Below are 16852 nucleotides of genomic sequence, written 5' to 3'. Positions count from 1 at the left end.
GTAACTTTTTTGAAGTTACTCAGAAGCTCCATAAAAAACGAGCAAATATGCGCATCAAACAAAAGGCACTTGATCAAGCAACAAAACTATTGAAAAGAGGAATCCAAATTGTTGGGAGAGATAAAGCTACGGTGATTTTTGCCCATTTGTCAGAAGATCTTGCGCCAGTCTTCGCCTTAAAAACTGAGGTTGGAGAAATAAAGTTTTTCTGTCCAGGAAAGTTACCTGAATGGCGTGCTAGAACTTTACTTACAAAGGAACCAGAAACTATTGAATGGATACATACCTTCAATAAAGCAGAGATTATTTGGGATATTGGTGCAAGTGTTGGAGTGTATTCTCTGTATGCAGGAGCGAAAGGAATGCTCGTACTAGCATTTGAACCTCACCCAGGCAATTACTATTTGTTGAGCAGAAATATAGAAATCAATAAAATGGATGATAGGATATCGGCTTACTGCATAGCTTTCAATGATACAACAAAGCTGGATACTTTCTATATGGCAAACACCGAGCTCGGCGCAGCCCTAAATAGCTTTGGTGAAACACTCGACTGGGAGGGTAACACTTTTACAGCATCTTTGAAACAAGCAATGATTGGGCTTAGCATAGATGATTTTGTTGAACAGTTTAATCCTCCTTTTCCAAACGGCATCAAAATTGATGTTGATGGCAATGAAAATAAGATTGTTAAAGGGGCTAGAAAAACGCTTACTGACAAACGACTCAAATCAGTTCTTGTAGAATTAGACACAGATAGAAAAGACTATTGCAAGGAAGTAATAGATATACTCGAAAACTCAGGATTAAAGTTTTTCAAAAAACAGCATGCTCCCGAATTTGATAATAGCAAGTTTTCTAATGTGTACAATCACATCTTTGTACGGTCGTAGTAAATTGGGCTAATACTTATAATATCTTATAAGGTGCTGCATTTGACCGCTATTCCGCTGTGCTCCATAGCGGCACCGTGAGTTTTGTCCTTAAATAGAAGATACTTTTGAAAGGCTGTACTATGAAAGTTGCTATACTCTGTGGTGGTTTTGGTACCCGTTTGAGAGAAGAGACAGAGATAAGACCAAAGCCCATGGTCGAAATTGGAGGTATGCCGATTCTATGGCATATCATGAAGACATACGCCTATTACGGGTTTAACAAGTTTATTCTTTGTCTTGGTTATAAAGGTGAAGTTATAAAAGAGTATTTTTATCACTATGAAATCCTATCAAACGACTTCACAATTGAGCTTGGCTCGAAGAACATAGAAATATATCCCAAGCATTCAGAAACAGGATGGGAAATTACATTAATAGACACAGGGCTAAACGCCATGACAGGCACACGTGTAAAACGAATTGAGAGATTTATTGATGGAGATACCTTCATGTTAACCTATGGAGATGGGGTAACAGATCTGAATGTTCAAGAATTACTGAATTTTCATAAAAGCCATGGCAAGATAGGAACGGTAACGGGGGTATCTCCACCTTCCCGATATGGCGAGCTCCTGATTCATAAAGATCAGGTAATTTCATTCAATGAGAAACCTATAACCAATAATAACTCAATTAATGGTGGTTTTTTTGTATTTAACAGGGCGTTCTTCAATTACCTGAAAAACGACGATAATTGTGTCCTGGAAAGGGAGCCTTTAGAAAAATTGGCTTCAGATGGTGAACTAAAAATATTCCAGCATAAAGGCTTCTGGCAGTGCATGGATACCTACAGGGACTATAAATACCTGACTGAGTTATGGGAAAATGGTAATCCTCCCTGGAAGGTATGGTAGGGTTGGTTGAGGGGCTGATTAGTTGAGTAGTTGAGTAGGAGATTATGCGGGATTACTGGCTGAACAGGAATGTATTTGTAACAGGCTGTACTGGACTTTTAGGCTCATGGTTAACTAAACTCCTGGTTGAAAGGGGTGCCAATGTTACAGGCTTGATAAGAGACTGGGTGCCTAAATCCAATCTGAACTGGTCCGGATTTATAAATGAAATAAATGTGCTAAGAGGAGAAATTGAAGACTACTTACTCCTGGAGAGAGTCATCAACGAATATGAAATAGACACAGTCTTCCATTTATCTGCCCAAACCATAGTCAGCATTGCAAACAGAAATCCAATATCCACTTTTGAAACCAATATAAAAGGTACATGGAATCTTTTAGAAGCATGCCGGAGGAATCCAACAGTCAAAAGAATTGTAGTAGCCTCCAGTGACAAGGCATACGGAGAGCAGGAAATTCTGCCCTATACCGAAGACACACCCCTCAGAGGTTCTCATCCGTATGACGTTTCAAAGAGCTGTGCTGATTTAATTGCATTTACTTACTACGACACTTATAAACTGCCAGTCTGCATCACCAGGTGCGGGAACTTTTATGGTGGGGGGGATTTGAACTTCAACCGGATCGTCCCCGGAACCATTCGTTCGGTTATAAATAACGAATATCCAGTAATTAGAAGTGATGGTTCATTTATCAGGGATTACATTTATATACTTGATGCGGTTAATGCCTATCTATTTTTAGCAGAAAAGATGGACACACTGCTTATATACGGAGAAGCCTTTAATTTCAGTAATGAAATACAAATATCTGTTTTAGAATTAGTAAAGAAGATATTGAAAATGATGGGCAGAGAAGATTTAGAGCCAATCGTATTAAATAAGGTTAAAAACGAAATTCATCATCAATATCTTTCAGCACAAAAGGCAAGAGAGGTATTGGAATGGAAGCCTTTATATACCTTAGAGAAAGGACTTAGCGAAACGATAGAATGGTATAGGGAGTTTTTTAGTAGATAGTTGAGTGGTTGAGTAGATGAAGAACAGAATGGACAAATGAAATCTGATTTCCGTGACCTGGAAGTATGGCAAAAAGGACAAAAGCTATCACTCAACTACTCAACTATCCCAGAGGAAATATCCATGATTCAAGGAGTAACGATTAAACCATTAAGAAAAATCCCGGATGAACGGGGATCAGTTATGCATATGATGAGGGTTGATGATCCGGAGTTTGAAAAATTTGGCGAGATATATTTTTCTACCGTGTATCCGGGTGTAATAAAGGGCTGGCACATTCATAAAGAGATGACATTAAACTATGCTGTCATATATGGGATGATAAAGCTGGTACTCTATGACGAGAGGGAAAATTCGCCAACCAAAGGAAAAATACAGGAAATATTCTTAGGTTTGAATAACTATTGCCTGGTAAAGATACCTCCCTTGGTCTGGAACGGTTTCAAGGGTATCGGAACAACCATAAGCATAGTTGCCAACCTTGCAACGATTCCTCACAGACCTGATGAAATTGAAAGATTGGACCCTTTCAACAACCATATTCCTTATAGCTGGGAGCTAAAGCATAAGTGAAAATATTAATAACCGGTGGATTGGGATACATTGGAGGGCGAATTGCAAATTACCTTAAAAGAGAAGCAGAAGATATTAAGATTAGTCTCACAACAAGGAATAAAGACAGAAAATTACCCTCATGGGCAAAAGAGTTTGAAATATTACAGATGGACGTTCTTGAAAAGGAATCCATTGATAAGTGCCTGGACGGAGTGGAAGTTGTCATCCATCTGGCAGCATTAAATGAGATTGACTCTCTAAAAGACCCACAATCCGCATGGGAGATAAATGTAAAGGGGACATTTAATCTATTAGAGCTTTCACGAACTAAAGGGATAAAAAAGTTTATCTACTTTTCTACCTTTCATGTATACGGCAATCCTTCAAACTCAATCATTACCGAGGAAACCCCCACAAAACCGTTTCATCCTTATTCAATAACGCACAGGGCTGCAGAGGATTTCGTGAGATACTTTGAGCATTATTATGGAATTAAAACACTAATATTGAGGTTGTCAAACGGCTACGGTTACCCCATGGATAAAGATATTAACAGATGGACTTTAGTTTTTAACGATCTATGCCGGCAAGCGGTAACAACCGGCAAAATAAGGTTAAAATCATCCGGCAGGCAGTACAGAGATTTCATATCAATTGAAGACATAGCAAGGGCTGTTTATCATTTTATTTTTGTTTTAAAAGACAAATGGGGGGATGGATTATATAATCTGGGTGGAAATTGTGCGATATCTATTCTGAATGCAGCCCAAAAAGTCGCAGAAGTCTGTGATGTTAAGTACGGGAAAAAAATTAAACTAGAGGTGCCCAATGAAAAAACAGCTCCAGAAGTTTTAGAGATGCCATTTACGTATAGTATTCAAAAAATTATGTATACAGGCTTTACGCTGAAAAGTGAAATGGATAAAGAAATTCTAAAGACACTCTCTGTTTGCGAAGAGTTTTTATAATATCAAAAAATGAATGACCCTTTGGTATCAGTAATAATACCTACATATAATCAAGCCAAATTCCTTGGTTATGCAATAGACTCAGTTTTTTCTCAAACTCATAAAAATTTTGAATTAATAATAGTGGACAATCACTCAGAAGATCAGACTGAAGAATTGGTATCCTCATATAAGGACCCAAGGATAAGGTATTTTATATTTAAAAACCATGGAATCATAGCCGCATCACGAAATTTAGGAATAGACAATTCAACAGGAGAATATGTAGCCTTTCTTGATTCCGATGACCTTTGGAAGCATGATAAAATTGAAAAGCAACTGGATGTTTTTAAAAAAAACCCTGAAGCCGGGATTGTGTACAGTGACTATGAAATTATAGGAGAAAATGGTGAGCCTGTCAGCAGGAGATATACACCGATACACTATGAAGGAAACATAACCAGGAAACTACTGCATTATAATTTTGCAGCCCTTTCCAGTGTAATAATAAAAAGAAGTTGTCTGGAAGACACAGGGAAATTTAATGAACATAAAGAGCTGGTAACCTGTGAAGATTGGGAATTGCTTCTTCGGCTTTCTCTTAAATATAAATTTTATTGGACACATTCAAGAGACTTATTTTACAGAATCCACCAGGGTAGTAAATCAAATTCCCAGGAAAGAGTAGCTGCAATATTGGCAGCTTTAGATAGTTTTTATTCTCTCTCCAATTTGCCAGAAACAATACATCAAATAAAAAACTCCGTTTATTCAAACGCATTCAAATTGGCAGCTATGCACTGTTTCCACTTACATGACTATGCTAAAGTAAGGAAACTTACCTATAAAGTATTTACTAACGATTTAAAACAAACGGATACTACCTTGTTGAGAAATTATGTTCTGAGCTTTTTAGGCAGCAGATTACTCCATACTATTACCAAAATTTATTACAAAATCAGAAATATGTAGAAAATAATGTTGGCTAATATTCTGGATACTGGCCGTCTTTGCATCCTATTATTCAGGATTTCTGCCTGGTTTCAGCATAAACCATTCAGACCATGCCGTTGGGTAGCTTTTTTCCTTTATAGACTCAATCTATTTTTAACTGGAGCAGACATTCCACCGACTGTCCAAATTGGTCAGAATTTTAAAATTCCCCATCCAGTCGGTGTGGTCATTGGCAGAAAGACAATTATCGGGAACTCTGTAAAAATTATGAGCGGAGTTGTTTTCGGATCACCAGATGCTTACCTGGATGAATTCGGAGAGATGTTTCCTATCCTCAATGACCATGTTTTTGTAGGAGCCAATTCCGTTGTTCTGGGTAACATCACGTTAGGCCCGTATACCATTGTTGGAGCTGGTTCGGTAGTGACAAAATCTTATACAGAAGGTTATGCCATGATAGGGGGGAATCCAGCAATCAAGATAAAAGACTATTCGCCAGATTTCCAGGTTCAGGTTTAGAAATTCGGAAGTTTATCGGTATAACCGCATGATTAATATTTTATATGTTCATAACGACCTGGATATAGGTGGCGCTCAAGCAATAAGATACATGTTTTTGAAACATCTTCCCAAAGACGAATATAAAATACATATTTGTTGTTTGAGAAAAAAGGGGAGATACGGGGATAAGTTAGAAGCTATGGGATATCGAATCAAGGAACTAACCCAATCTTCTCATTTTTTCTCGTTTTTAACTACCTATAAACTCTTTGCCTACATGAAAAGTGAGGCTTTCGATATTATTCATTCCTCTCTTTTTTTCGCCAACTACCACAGTACCCTGGCGGGCACACTTGCAAAAATTCCTTTGATTATTACAGAAGAACACGGGGAACACAGTTTTCATTTAAAGACAAGATATTGGTTTCATAGATTAATTGGACGATTAATAGCCCGTCTCAGTGATGTCATTTTGTGTTGTAGTGATGCCATTAAAAAAGACATTCAGAGACTCTATCATGTTCCAGAAACAAAAATAAAAGTGATCAAAAATATGGTGGAGGATGAAACACTACATGTCAGTCGATCGAGAAAGACCATTAGACACGAGTTACAACTTCCTGAACAAGCAACGGTTTTGGGGACGGTTTCTTCTCTGTCAAGGATAAAAAACCAGAGGCTTTTGATAGATCTTTTATATAGATTCAAGGAAAAAGAACTGTTTCTTGTATTTGTGGGTGATGGCCCGCTTAAAGAAGAATTAAGGAAGTACGCTATTTCGTTGGATATAAGTTCCAAAGTTCGTTTTACAGGGTGGCGAGACGATGTAGCAAATATCCTTAATTCATTAGACGTCTTCATACTGCCTTCTATCAGCGAAGGGATGCCAATCTCTCTGCTAGAAGCTATGTCTATGGGTCTGCCTTGCATCGCTACCCGGGTGGGTGGGATAGAAGAACTCCTGAGCGATGGTGTAACTGGCAAATTAGTCGAAGTCAATAACCATGGTGAACTGGCAAATGCTTTAGCCTGGGTACTGGATAATCGGGGGGAGGCAGAAAAATTAGGGCTAGCTGCCCGTCAACACGTAATCCAGAACTTTAAGTCCAGTTCATATGTAAACAAGGTGATCGAGTTGTACGAAAATTTAAAGAAAAAGAAAACCATGATGGTCAACTGAATCTGTAAGTTATGAGCTATACCCTGAAAATATCCGTTTTATCAATCTTCATTTAATCTTATCGGGAAACAAAGGAGAGAACCTCAGTAGAATATGAAAAAAATGGAAAAAAAGAAACTTAGCTTCAAAGAACGCCTGAATACTCATAACGTAACTATTGGCTCGTGGATTACTATAGGCAACCCTTATATAGCAGAGATTATGGCAAGGTCTGGTTTTGACTGGCTGACCGTGGATATGGAACATTCTGCTATAACATTACATCAGGCACAGCAAATCATACAGGTTATAGAACTATGCGGTGTACCTCCTTTAGTTCGTGTTGAAGAAAACAACGCCAATATCATAAAAAGAGTTATGGATGCGGGTGCCTACGGGGTTATTGTCCCTATGGTAAATACACAGGAAGATGCAATAAAGGCAGTAAATGCTGTAAAGTATCCACCTGTGGGAACAAGGGGAGTAGGACTTGCCCGTGCACAAGGATACGGCCTAGAATTTGAGGAATACAAAGAATGGGTAAACAAAGAAAGTATTGTTATCGTTCAGATTGAACACATTGAAGCAGTAAATAACCTAGAAAAAATCCTGAGTGTAGATGGTATAAACGCCTTTATAGTTGGACCTTATGATCTATCAGGGTCGTTGGGAAAACCAGGTGAATTTGATCATCCTGAGGTGAGAAAAGCCCTTAACCGTATAATGGAAGTGGCAAAAAAATATGGGGCGGTATCAGGGTTTCATATAATTCCACCGGATGCCAAACATGTCCTAAAAAAGATAGAGGAAGGCTACCGATTTATTGCCTTCAGTTTGGATACGTTGTTTTTGGGCACTTCATGCAGAGAGGGAATGAAAAAGATTATGCGAGGATTAAAGGAGAATATATGAACACTATTGGTATAATTCCTGCCCGGATGGCTTCATCCCGTTTTCCTGGTAAGCCTCTTGCCAAAATAAATGGTATCCCGATGATAGGGCACGTTTATTTTAGAAGCAAAATGAGCAGTATTTTAAATGAAGTCTACATTGCAACCTGTGACAGAGATATAATGGATTATGCAGGGTCTATCGGGGCAAGGGCCATTATGACCAGTGATACTCATGAGAGGGCATCAGATAGAGCCTCTGAAGCAATGCTTACGATAGAAAATGAAACAGGAAGAAAGACTGATATTGTGGTGATGATACAGGGTGATGAGCCGATGATTTACCCGGAGATGATTGACGCAGCAGTTAACCCCATGTTGAAGGATGAAAATATTCAGGTAGTAAATCTAATGGCTCCCCAGAAATCCCAGGAAGAACATAATGACCCCAATGAGGTCAAGGTGGTCATAGATAAAAAAAATTATGCAATTTACTTTTCCAGGGAACCCATACCCTCCTGGAAAAAAGGGGCAAAAGAAGTTCCAATGTTAAAACAGGTATGTATTATTCCCTTCAGGAGAGATTTTCTTATTAAGTTCAATGAGCTTGAACCAACACCTCTGGAAATTATAGAGTCAGTTGATATGTTACGAATTATAGAGCATGGGTTTAAAATCAAGATGGTGATGACTGACCGTGATACTTATAGTGTAGATACACTGGAAGACCTGTGTAAGGTGGAAAGTTTGATGAAAACTGATGATCTTATCCACAGGTATGCAGAGATTAAGTTATGAGCAAATATCTGGTGACAGGGGGAGCGGGTTTTATCGGTTCGTGGGTTGCAAAGGTCCTGCTGGAACAGGAACATGAAGTCGTCATTATCGATAATCTCACTACCGGCTATCTGGAAAATGTTCCAAAAGGTTCGGTGTTCATAAATGGAGACTGCCAGGATAGCTCAATTTATGACGACTTGACAGATACCAGGTTTGACGCAATCTTACATATTGCAGGCCAGTCCTCTGGAGAAATCAGTTTTGACGACCCGGTATATGATCTCAGTACGAATACAGAGTCAACATTGCACCTCATCAATTTTGGACTGAAGACCGGGTGCGAGAGATTCATCTATGCAAGTACGATGTCGGTGTACGGGGTAAAGGAAGACAGACCAGTTAATGAAGATGAAGAGCTAATGCCCGTTTCTTTTTATGGTGTTGGGAAGGTAGCCAGTGAACATTATCTCAGGATATATCATAAGATGGGAATCAGACCGACCTCTTTGCGGTTGTTTAATGTTTACGGGCCCGGTCAGAATCTCGAAAATTTGCGTCAGGGAATGGTAAGTATTTATCTGGCTCAGATGATTAAGAATAACAATATTATAGTGAAAGGCAGCCTGAATCGTTTTCGGGATTTCATATATATAGACGATGTAGTTAATGCTTTTTTAATTTGCTTGCGTGACGAAAGAACAATCGGCAAAATATTTAATGTGGGGACAGGAATAAAAACAACTGTCCAGCAGTTGATTGAAACCCTGTTTGAGGTTTATGGGAGAAAAGTACCTGTTGAAGTATCAGGAAACACACAAGGAGATATTTTTGGCATCTGTGCGGACATCAGTCTTTTTCAAAAAGTGGCGGGTTTTCAGCCATATGTAGAATTGAAAAAAGGATTGGAAAAGATGCTTGCTCAAGCACTCAGTCTGGAAAGGATGAAAAAATGAAGGATGGAAAGAAAATCATCTGTATCATTCCTGCCCGTCTGGGGTCTTACCGTTTCAGGGACAAACCCTTTGTTAATATATGCGGTAAGCCCATGATAGAGCATGTTTATAAACGTGCTGACATGACTGATTTTCTTGATGGGACATATATTGCAACCCCTGACCATGAAATAAAGGAGAGAGTGGAAGCATTCGGCGGAAAAGTTATCATGACAGGTAACCAGCACAGGAGGGCATCTGAGAGGGTGGCTGAAGCGGCGATGATTCTCGGCAACGATGCAGATATTATCATAAATCTGCAGGGTGATGAACCGCTGGTTAATCCCGAAATGTTACGATTGGCGGTTGAGTCACTTATCCAAGATAATTCTATAGTATGTGTAAACCTGGCGAAAAGAGTCTCGCAGGAATATGCAGAGGATAGAAATGAGGTAAAGGTTGTATGCGATAAAAAGGGTTATGCCATGTATTTTTCAAGAGAAACTATTCCGTCAAAATGGCTTGGAGATAAGAGGTTTGATTGTCTGGTTGAAGTCTGTGTCATGCCCTTTACAAAAGAATCCTTACAGCTTTATACGTCTTTGGAAATGACCACTTTAGAGGAAATAGAGTCCATTGACATGCTGCGATGGCTTGAGCACGGATACAGGGTAAAAATAATCGAGTCACCTTTTGAGACATACAGCGTAGATGTTCCAGAAGACGTGAAAAATGTAGAAAAAATCATGAAAAATGATCCTCTATTATTAAAGTATTAGGTGATCTAGGGGAAGATAATGAAAGAAGCCGATATCAGACCCCTTCATTTACAGAAGGAATTTCTGCGTTTGTCCAGAGAAGACATCAAAGAATTCTTTAACGATACAGTTAAACGTCTTTATTGCCCCTGCCCTGCATGTAAAGAATCAAAGGATTTCAAAAATCAGTTTACCAAAAACGGATTTGTTTACGTTGAGTGTCTGAAATGCGGCACTCTCTTTGCCAACCCTCGGCCTCCCGAATCGGCGATTAATAATTACTATAAGAGATCAAAAGCTACTAAATACTGGGCAGAACATCTCTTTAAAGAAACAGAGGAGGCAAGGCGAAAAGAAATCTTCTCACCAAAGGCTAAAATGGTTGTCGACTTACTGAGGGAAGCCTCAGGAGATGAAAGGATGGAAAACCTTCTGGATGTTGGGATGGGATACGGGATTTTTGGAGAGGAAGTCCAAAAAATAAATTTTTTCAACGAGATTACAGGGGTAGAGCCGTCAACTTATTTAGCTGCTATATGCAGGGAAAAAGGGTTTAGCATTATTGAAATGGCGGTAGAAAAAGTAAAAGAACCAAAAAATTATTTTAAGGCAGCAACCTCGTTTGAAGTCATTGAGCACCTTTTTTCTCCAGAAAAATTTTTAAGAGCGATCAATGGACTTTTGGCCAATAACGGTTATTTAATTTTAACAACGTTAAATATTAATGGTTTTGAGCTGTTAAATCTATGGAACAAATCGGACAGCATCTTCCCTCCCCACCATATAAATTTCTTTAATGTAGAATCGTTGGAAATACTTTTAGACCGAACTGGATACAGGGTAATAAAATCTTTCACACCTGGGAAACTCGACGTTAATATCATTGAAAACAATATCGATCTTGTTTCGCAGAACAGATTCATTCGGTATCTTATTAAGAAATCACCAACGAGTGTGAAGGAAAATTTCCAGAAGTTTCTTCAGGAAAACAATTTAAGCTCTCATATGTGTATGTTAGCCCAAAAGTTATAACGTGGGCTCTTGGCAGGTTGTGCAAAGGCATCTCTCTATGAAGAAAACAGCGCTCTACATTTTTGATAATGAAGGCTGGAATTCAAAGAGTGAGAGGACAATAAAGGAATTTAAAACCTATAAATACTATTTATTTGCCCTAGATGTATCAGGGCATTTATCCATCGCAGACTTTTTAAAAAAAGAATCTATAGACTATGAGAATTTAAACTCATCAGAAATCTTTCATGAAAATGCATATAATATCAGGCATGAATACATTAAATACGTTGGTGATATAGCAAAGAAACAAGTAAAAAGATCACAAAATATCTTAGATTTTACTAAAATGATTGATGAAAACTATTCGCTCTGGTGGTCTTCGTTAGTCGAAGAGAAAAGCACCTATAAGACATCAGTTTTTAAAGATTTGACTTTATTCTATTCAATAATTTCTACTGCGAATAAATATGATTGCAGTTTGGTAATAGCTGATTTTGAAAATTATGAGGTTATAAGAACTCTTATTAAAGCCTGCATTAAGCAAAAAATAGACCTGGTAACTCTTAGAAAAAACAACACCATCAGGTTTACCATAAAAAACATTATTAAACATTGTGTTGCAATATATGCCTTGATACTTGGATTTTTAAAGTTTTATCTCTTAAACAAGAGGTTAACCGCTGAAGTTACCTCAGAGAGTATCGAAACTGAAACGATTGGTGTAACCTATTTCCCCTTATTAGACAGAGAAAAATTAAAGAATGGGAAATTCGTTAATAAATACTGCCCTGATATTCAATCAGCAATAGAAAATGGGAAAAAAGAGAAAATCAAATGGATCGCCATCCCGGTAGAAATGGATGGTTACAAATATTCTGAAATTTTAAGGATAGGTAAAGATTTAAACAAGAAAGGATACAACCTGAAATTTCATCTTGAGTACTTAAAGTTGCATAGTTGGTTCTGGATAATGCTGAATTATCTGACAATGAAATTTAAATCAATGCTATATAAGAATAGAATCAAATTGCTATTCAATGACTTTTACAGAGACTGGGATGTATGGCCCATATTTAGAGAAACATGGTACAGGTCTTTTGAGGGTGCACATCTACTTCAAGAACTGATGCATTTTTATTCTTTCAAGAATACTTTTAAAGGGCAGAAGCATCTTAAATTAGCATTTTACATTTTTGAGATGCAGCCCTGGGAAAAATCACTGTGTTTCAATGTTAAAAAATATACAAATGCAAATTTGCTTGCCCTTCAGCATGCAATATTACCTTACTACTTCTTAGGCTATTTTAATTCCAGGGTTGAGCTTGAGGGAAACGACCTTTGTTCGATACCCAAACCAGATTTGATTGCCTGTTCAGGTGAGATTCCTGCAAATTTCCTGAGAGAGTGTGGATGGGGAAACAAAACCATTCAGGTATGGTGTAGTTTCCGGCATCAATACTTATACAAGGTACTTTTAAACAACTATTCATGGCAAAGAAAGAAGAATCAGATTGTTATTGCTACCAACCTGCACGCTGATGAATCAAGAAAGCTTATCCAGCTTTTCAATAGCATAAATATCAATAATTACGATTTTAATGTCATTATAAAAACCCATCCTGCCCTAAGTCTGAACCATATTATTAATAAAGACGAGATTCGATTTAATTTTACACAATCCAACCATCTGCTTGAGAAGCTATTAGAGGAGTCAAAGATCTTAGTTGCCTGCGGTTCAACTGCAAATTTAGAAGCCCTGGCATATCAGTGTAAAGTTATAATACCCCTGATTGTGAATACGCTTGATCACAGTCCTTTTTCAGCCACAAGAGTAACAGGATTATTTAAATATGTCTCTTCAAGTGCTGAACTGGAAAATGAAATTACAGATATAATAAACAAAAATGACCAGATCAACGACTCTGATATGATAAAGGCAAAAGACAATGTCAACGAGTTTTTCAAGTTTGTCGATATGCCATGTGAATATCTGAGAGACAAGTTGAGTGCACTGGGAGTCCAGTAAAATAAATGAAAATTTTGATCTCGACATCTTCATTTGCGGAGTACGACAGAACCCCTTTGGATACTCTAATGGAACATGAATTAGAGTTCCAGCTTAATCCCCATAAAAGAACTTTATCAGGAGAAGAGTTGACAAATCTTTGCCAGGGATGTGCTGGTCTTATAGCTGGTACAGAGCGAATCACTGCGGATGTCCTTCAAAAGCTCTCAGAATTAAAAGTTATCTCTCGGTGCGGGGTGGGGGTTGAGAATGTAGATATTACTGCCGCTGATAAACTGGGGATAAAAGTATTCAATACTCCAGATGCTCCAACACTTGCAGTTGCTGAATTAACTATCGGGTTAATGCTTAATTTGCTACGAAAAGTTTGTGATATGGATAGAAAACTTCGTAACGGACACTGGCAAAAAAAGATGGGAAACCTCCTGTTTTGTAAAAAAATTGGCATAGTTGGTTTTGGAAGGGTTGGAAAGAAAGTGGCTGAGTTTCTGAAGCCCTTTGGTTGTGAGATAGCCTATGCGGACCCTTTTGTTGAAGATGGACTGATGGAATTAAAACGACTATCTTTGGAAGAGCTGCTTGTCTGGGCAGACATCGTGTCTATCCATGTTTCCGGGAACGAAAAGCTATTAGGAAAGAGGGAATTTAAAATAATGAAAAAAGGGGCATGGCTAGTTAATTCCTCCAGAGGCGGTATAGTTGACGAGGATGCATTACACAATGCCCTCAAAGCAGGTGATCTATCAGGTGCCGCTTTGGATGTCTTTGCAAAAGAGCCTTACAACGGTTCTTTGAAAGATCTGAACAGTGTTATCCTGACTCCACACATTGGATCTTATGCAAAGGAAGCAAGGATACAGATGGAAACACAGGCGGTGGAAAATCTTTTAAAGGGTTTAAAAGAGGTGGCGTAATTGTCAAAGAGAGCGGTAATTTTTGGTGGTTCAGGGTTTCTTGGAAGCCATGTCGCAGATGCATTGACAGCTGTGGAATATGAAGTGAGGGTTTTTGATATTCGTCCATCTCCGTTTATAAGTAGTAAACAGGAAATGATTGTCGGAGACATTCTTAATGAATCCGCTGTTGAAGAGGCTGTGTCAGGGTGTGATTTTGTTTATAACTTTGCAGGCATTGCAGATATAGATGAAGCCAGCAAGAGACCGCTGGACAGTGTAAAGTATAACATAGTAGGCAACTCTATTATTCTGGAAGCATGCAGAAAAAACAGTATCAAGAGGTTTATGTTTGCCAGCTCACTTTATGTGTACAGCAAGGCTGGTTCTTTCTATAGAAGCACAAAACAATCCTGTGAACTCCTGATAGAAAACTATAAAGAGGTCTTTGGATTACCCTATACCATACTCCGATATGGTTCTCTTTATGGACCACGAGCTGACAAGAAAAACTTTATTCATAAGATATTAACTGAGGCACTTACTAAAGGAAAGATTACCCGCGAAGGTGATGGAGAAGAACTAAGGGAATACATCCATGTGTATGATGCAGCCAAAGGCAGTATAGAAATACTTACAGACGAATTTGTCAATCAGTATGTAATAATCACTGGCAATCAGCAGATGAAGCTGAAAGACCTTTTAAGTATGATAAAGGAGATACTTGACAACAAAATAGAGATAAAATATACCCCCCCTTCATTCAATTATCACTATGAGATTACACCCTACACCTTTGCCCCGAAAATTGCAAAAAGACTTATCAGCAAAAGCTATGTTGATCTGGGCCAAGGGCTTATTAAATGCCTTCAGGGTATATATAAAGACCTTTATCCGCTCCCCACTTATGATGGGCTGGTGGTAAAAGAATGAATACAGTGCAGAAACTAAGGGTTAAAGTGATAATTTTTGATTTTGATGGGGTAATTGTCGAATCTTTTGATATAAAAACCAAGGCATTTGCAATCCTCTTTGAATCTGAAGGGGAAATAGCGGTCAGAAAAATCATAGAGTACCACACCAGAAATGGTGGTGTTTCAAGGTATGAGAAATTCAAATATATATATGAAAACATATTAAAACAACCCTTAACAGAACTAAAGTTTCAGCAATTATGTAAAAAATTTTCAGACCTCGTTGTAGATGAAGTTGTAAGCTCATCATATGTAAGGGGCGCAAAAGAGTTTTTAGAAGAACATGCAGAATTGTATCGATGCTTTATTGCTACGGGTACTCCACAGGAAGAAATAGAAGAAATAGTAAGAAAGAGGAATATAGGGCATTACTTTAAGGGTATCTATGGCGCACCTATAAAAAAGCTTGATATTGTAAAAAAGATAATTAACAAAGAAAAAATTACTCCCTCAGAAGCTATCTATATAGGAGACGCCTTGAGTGATTATGAAGCAGCAAAAATAAACTCAGTTACTTTTATTGCAAGGGCTGGGACAAAAGACAGTCTGTTTGCAGACATCAGTTGTTTAAAAATAGAGGATTTAACATTGCTTCATAAAATAATTGAGAAACTATAACTACAAAATGAGTTTTAAAAAGGGGAAATAACTTGAAAAGAGTTTTAATAACTGGCGTGGCTGGAATGGTCGGTTCTCATTTATTGGATGCCCTGCTGGAAAAAGGTTACGAGGTAGTGGGCATTGACAACCTGTCTTTCGGCAAACTAGAAAACATAAGCGGCAATGTAAATGGTCCCGGATTTAAATTTTATCAGGTAGATGTTCTGGATTTTGAAACAATGAAGATACTGGGAAAAGATGTCGATATAATCGTTCATCTAGCCGCAGTTAAAAAGGTTGGGGAGGCTGATTCAAGTATGGCAACCCTAATGGTAAATGGAAAGGGAACGGAGAACGTCTTGGAAATTGCTAAGATGTGGGGTAGTAAGGTTATGTTTGCCTCAACCTCTGATGTTTACGGGATGTCTCCAGATATACCCCATCGGGAAGATGGTGACCTTCTTTTAGGGCCAAGCATGATAAAAAGATGGAGCTATGCTGTATCAAAACTATACGATGAACAGATGGTATTTGCCTATTATAAGGATTACAGCGTTCCTGTTGTTGTCCTTAGATATTTTGGTTCATTCAGTTCACGTTCCAGTTTTACCTGGAGCGGAGGGCATATCCCGATCTTTATCGATGCCATATTGAAAGACGAAGAGGTTATTATCCATGGAGATGGAACCCAAACAAGATCGATGGGCTATGTTACGGATCTCGTTGATGGAACCGTCCTGGCTATGGAAGAGAAAGAAGCAACAGGTGAAATTATCAATATTGGCAACGATGAAGAGCTTAGTGTTATTGATAGCGCTTACCTTATACATGAGATTGCAAATACTGGTAAGGAGTTAAAGCTAAAATTTGTACCAATGGAGGAAATTTTTGGGAAGTACAAGGATATTATGAAAAGAAAACCAGACCTTACCAAGGCAAAAAAAATATTAGGTTATGAGCCAAAAGTTTCACTCCGTAAGGCTATAGAAATAACTATTAAAGAACGAAGAAAGATATTACACAACATAAATTAACATATTAACCTGCTACAATTAAAAATG

Annotated in this window: 18 protein-coding genes; all 18 read left to right on the top strand. The window is 38.1% G+C overall.

Going from position 1 to position 16852, the window contains the following annotated elements; translation table 11 throughout:
- The first annotated feature begins 47 nt into the window (after positions 1-47).
- The 18 genes from AB1401_03020 to AB1401_02935 all read left to right on the top strand — a co-directional run bounded on the left by AB1401_03020 (position 48) and on the right by AB1401_02935 (position 16825).
- The gene (locus AB1401_03020) at positions 48-893 is read left to right on the top strand and encodes an FkbM family methyltransferase (GenBank protein ID MEW6614431.1); all 846 of its coding nucleotides are present in this window, start codon (positions 48-50) and stop codon (positions 891-893) included.
- 122 nt (positions 894-1015) lie between these two features.
- On the top strand, positions 1016-1789 hold the full coding sequence (gene rfbF / locus AB1401_03015) for a glucose-1-phosphate cytidylyltransferase (protein ID MEW6614430.1): 774 nt from the start codon (positions 1016-1018) through the stop codon (positions 1787-1789).
- Positions 1790-1833: 44 nt separating this feature from the next.
- Complete coding sequence (locus AB1401_03010) at positions 1834-2808, top strand: GDP-mannose 4,6-dehydratase (GenBank protein MEW6614429.1); 975 nt, start codon at positions 1834-1836, stop codon at positions 2806-2808.
- 123 nt (positions 2809-2931) lie between these two features.
- Entirely contained in the window at positions 2932-3381 is a 450-nt protein-coding gene (locus tag AB1401_03005; protein ID MEW6614428.1) for a dTDP-4-dehydrorhamnose 3,5-epimerase family protein, read from the top strand.
- The gene (locus AB1401_03000; protein MEW6614427.1) at positions 3378-4331 is read left to right on the top strand and encodes an SDR family oxidoreductase; all 954 of its coding nucleotides are present in this window, start codon (positions 3378-3380) and stop codon (positions 4329-4331) included. Before AB1401_03005 ends, AB1401_03000 begins: the two co-directional genes overlap by 4 nt.
- Before the next feature lie 21 nt (positions 4332-4352).
- The gene (locus tag AB1401_02995) at positions 4353-5282 is read left to right on the top strand and encodes a glycosyltransferase (protein MEW6614426.1); all 930 of its coding nucleotides are present in this window, start codon (positions 4353-4355) and stop codon (positions 5280-5282) included.
- 6 nt (positions 5283-5288) lie between these two features.
- A complete protein-coding gene (locus AB1401_02990; protein ID MEW6614425.1) occupies positions 5289-5783 on the top strand; it encodes a hypothetical protein in 495 nt (164 codons plus the stop codon).
- Between the two features lie 28 nt (positions 5784-5811).
- Complete coding sequence (locus AB1401_02985) at positions 5812-6945, top strand: glycosyltransferase (GenBank protein ID MEW6614424.1); 1134 nt, start codon at positions 5812-5814, stop codon at positions 6943-6945.
- Between the two features lie 102 nt (positions 6946-7047).
- Positions 7048-7836, top strand: coding sequence for an aldolase/citrate lyase family protein (locus AB1401_02980; GenBank protein MEW6614423.1), 789 nt, complete (start codon positions 7048-7050; stop codon positions 7834-7836).
- On the top strand, positions 7833-8612 hold the full coding sequence (gene kdsB / locus AB1401_02975; GenBank protein ID MEW6614422.1) for a 3-deoxy-manno-octulosonate cytidylyltransferase: 780 nt from the start codon (positions 7833-7835) through the stop codon (positions 8610-8612). The genes AB1401_02980 and kdsB (AB1401_02975) overlap by 4 nt, the downstream gene beginning before the upstream one ends.
- Positions 8609-9547 (top strand): NAD-dependent epimerase/dehydratase family protein, encoded by a 939-nt coding sequence (locus AB1401_02970; GenBank protein ID MEW6614421.1) that lies wholly within the window; start codon positions 8609-8611, stop codon positions 9545-9547. Before kdsB (AB1401_02975) ends, AB1401_02970 begins: the two co-directional genes overlap by 4 nt.
- On the top strand, positions 9544-10305 hold the full coding sequence (gene kdsB, locus AB1401_02965) for a 3-deoxy-manno-octulosonate cytidylyltransferase (protein MEW6614420.1): 762 nt from the start codon (positions 9544-9546) through the stop codon (positions 10303-10305). The genes AB1401_02970 and kdsB (AB1401_02965) overlap by 4 nt, the downstream gene beginning before the upstream one ends.
- Positions 10306-10323: 18 nt before the next feature.
- Positions 10324-11316 (top strand): class I SAM-dependent methyltransferase, encoded by a 993-nt coding sequence (locus tag AB1401_02960; protein MEW6614419.1) that lies wholly within the window; start codon positions 10324-10326, stop codon positions 11314-11316.
- 37 nt (positions 11317-11353) lie between these two features.
- Entirely contained in the window at positions 11354-13324 is a 1971-nt protein-coding gene (locus AB1401_02955) for a hypothetical protein (GenBank protein MEW6614418.1), read from the top strand.
- A gap of 5 nt (positions 13325-13329) precedes the next feature.
- Positions 13330-14238 (top strand): phosphoglycerate dehydrogenase, encoded by a 909-nt coding sequence (locus tag AB1401_02950; GenBank protein MEW6614417.1) that lies wholly within the window; start codon positions 13330-13332, stop codon positions 14236-14238.
- Positions 14239-15150 carry an NAD(P)-dependent oxidoreductase gene (locus tag AB1401_02945; GenBank protein MEW6614416.1) on the top strand — a complete coding sequence of 304 codons (912 nt, stop codon included), beginning with the start codon at positions 14239-14241 and terminating at the stop codon, positions 15148-15150.
- Entirely contained in the window at positions 15147-15809 is a 663-nt protein-coding gene (locus AB1401_02940; protein ID MEW6614415.1) for an HAD-IA family hydrolase, read from the top strand. The genes AB1401_02945 and AB1401_02940 overlap by 4 nt, the downstream gene beginning before the upstream one ends.
- A gap of 32 nt (positions 15810-15841) precedes the next feature.
- The gene (locus AB1401_02935; protein ID MEW6614414.1) at positions 15842-16825 is read left to right on the top strand and encodes a GDP-mannose 4,6-dehydratase; all 984 of its coding nucleotides are present in this window, start codon (positions 15842-15844) and stop codon (positions 16823-16825) included.
- Positions 16826-16852 lie beyond the last annotated feature (27 nt).

Source organism: Thermodesulfobacteriota bacterium, from assembly GCA_040757775.1.
Taxonomy (GTDB): domain Bacteria; phylum Desulfobacterota; class UBA8473; order UBA8473; family UBA8473; genus UBA8473.
Note: the sequence above shows the minus strand (reverse complement) of the source record. Positions and strands in the feature narration are given on the sequence as shown.

Bases quoted from the DNA above. Each gene is read 5' to 3' on its own strand.
- kdsB (MEW6614422.1), top strand. From the start codon at position 7,833: ATGAACACTATTGGTATAATTCCTGCCCGGATGGCTTCATCCCGTTTT.
- AB1401_02990 (MEW6614425.1), top strand. From the start codon at position 5,289: ATGTTGGCTAATATTCTGGATACTGGCCGTCTTTGCATCCTATTATTC.
- AB1401_02955 (MEW6614418.1), top strand. From the start codon at position 11,354: ATGAAGAAAACAGCGCTCTACATTTTTGATAATGAAGGCTGGAATTCA.
- AB1401_03020 (MEW6614431.1), top strand. From the start codon at position 48: ATGCGCATCAAACAAAAGGCACTTGATCAAGCAACAAAACTATTGAAA.
- AB1401_02980 (MEW6614423.1), top strand. From the start codon at position 7,048: ATGGAAAAAAAGAAACTTAGCTTCAAAGAACGCCTGAATACTCATAAC.
- AB1401_03010 (MEW6614429.1), top strand. From the start codon at position 1,834: ATGCGGGATTACTGGCTGAACAGGAATGTATTTGTAACAGGCTGTACT.
- kdsB (MEW6614420.1), top strand. From the start codon at position 9,544: ATGAAGGATGGAAAGAAAATCATCTGTATCATTCCTGCCCGTCTGGGG.
- rfbF (MEW6614430.1), top strand. From the start codon at position 1,016: ATGAAAGTTGCTATACTCTGTGGTGGTTTTGGTACCCGTTTGAGAGAA.
- AB1401_03005 (MEW6614428.1), top strand. From the start codon at position 2,932: ATGATTCAAGGAGTAACGATTAAACCATTAAGAAAAATCCCGGATGAA.
- AB1401_02960 (MEW6614419.1), top strand. From the start codon at position 10,324: ATGAAAGAAGCCGATATCAGACCCCTTCATTTACAGAAGGAATTTCTG.
- AB1401_02985 (MEW6614424.1), top strand. From the start codon at position 5,812: ATGATTAATATTTTATATGTTCATAACGACCTGGATATAGGTGGCGCT.
- AB1401_02950 (MEW6614417.1), top strand. From the start codon at position 13,330: ATGAAAATTTTGATCTCGACATCTTCATTTGCGGAGTACGACAGAACC.
- AB1401_02970 (MEW6614421.1), top strand. From the start codon at position 8,609: ATGAGCAAATATCTGGTGACAGGGGGAGCGGGTTTTATCGGTTCGTGG.
- AB1401_02940 (MEW6614415.1), top strand. From the start codon at position 15,147: ATGAATACAGTGCAGAAACTAAGGGTTAAAGTGATAATTTTTGATTTT.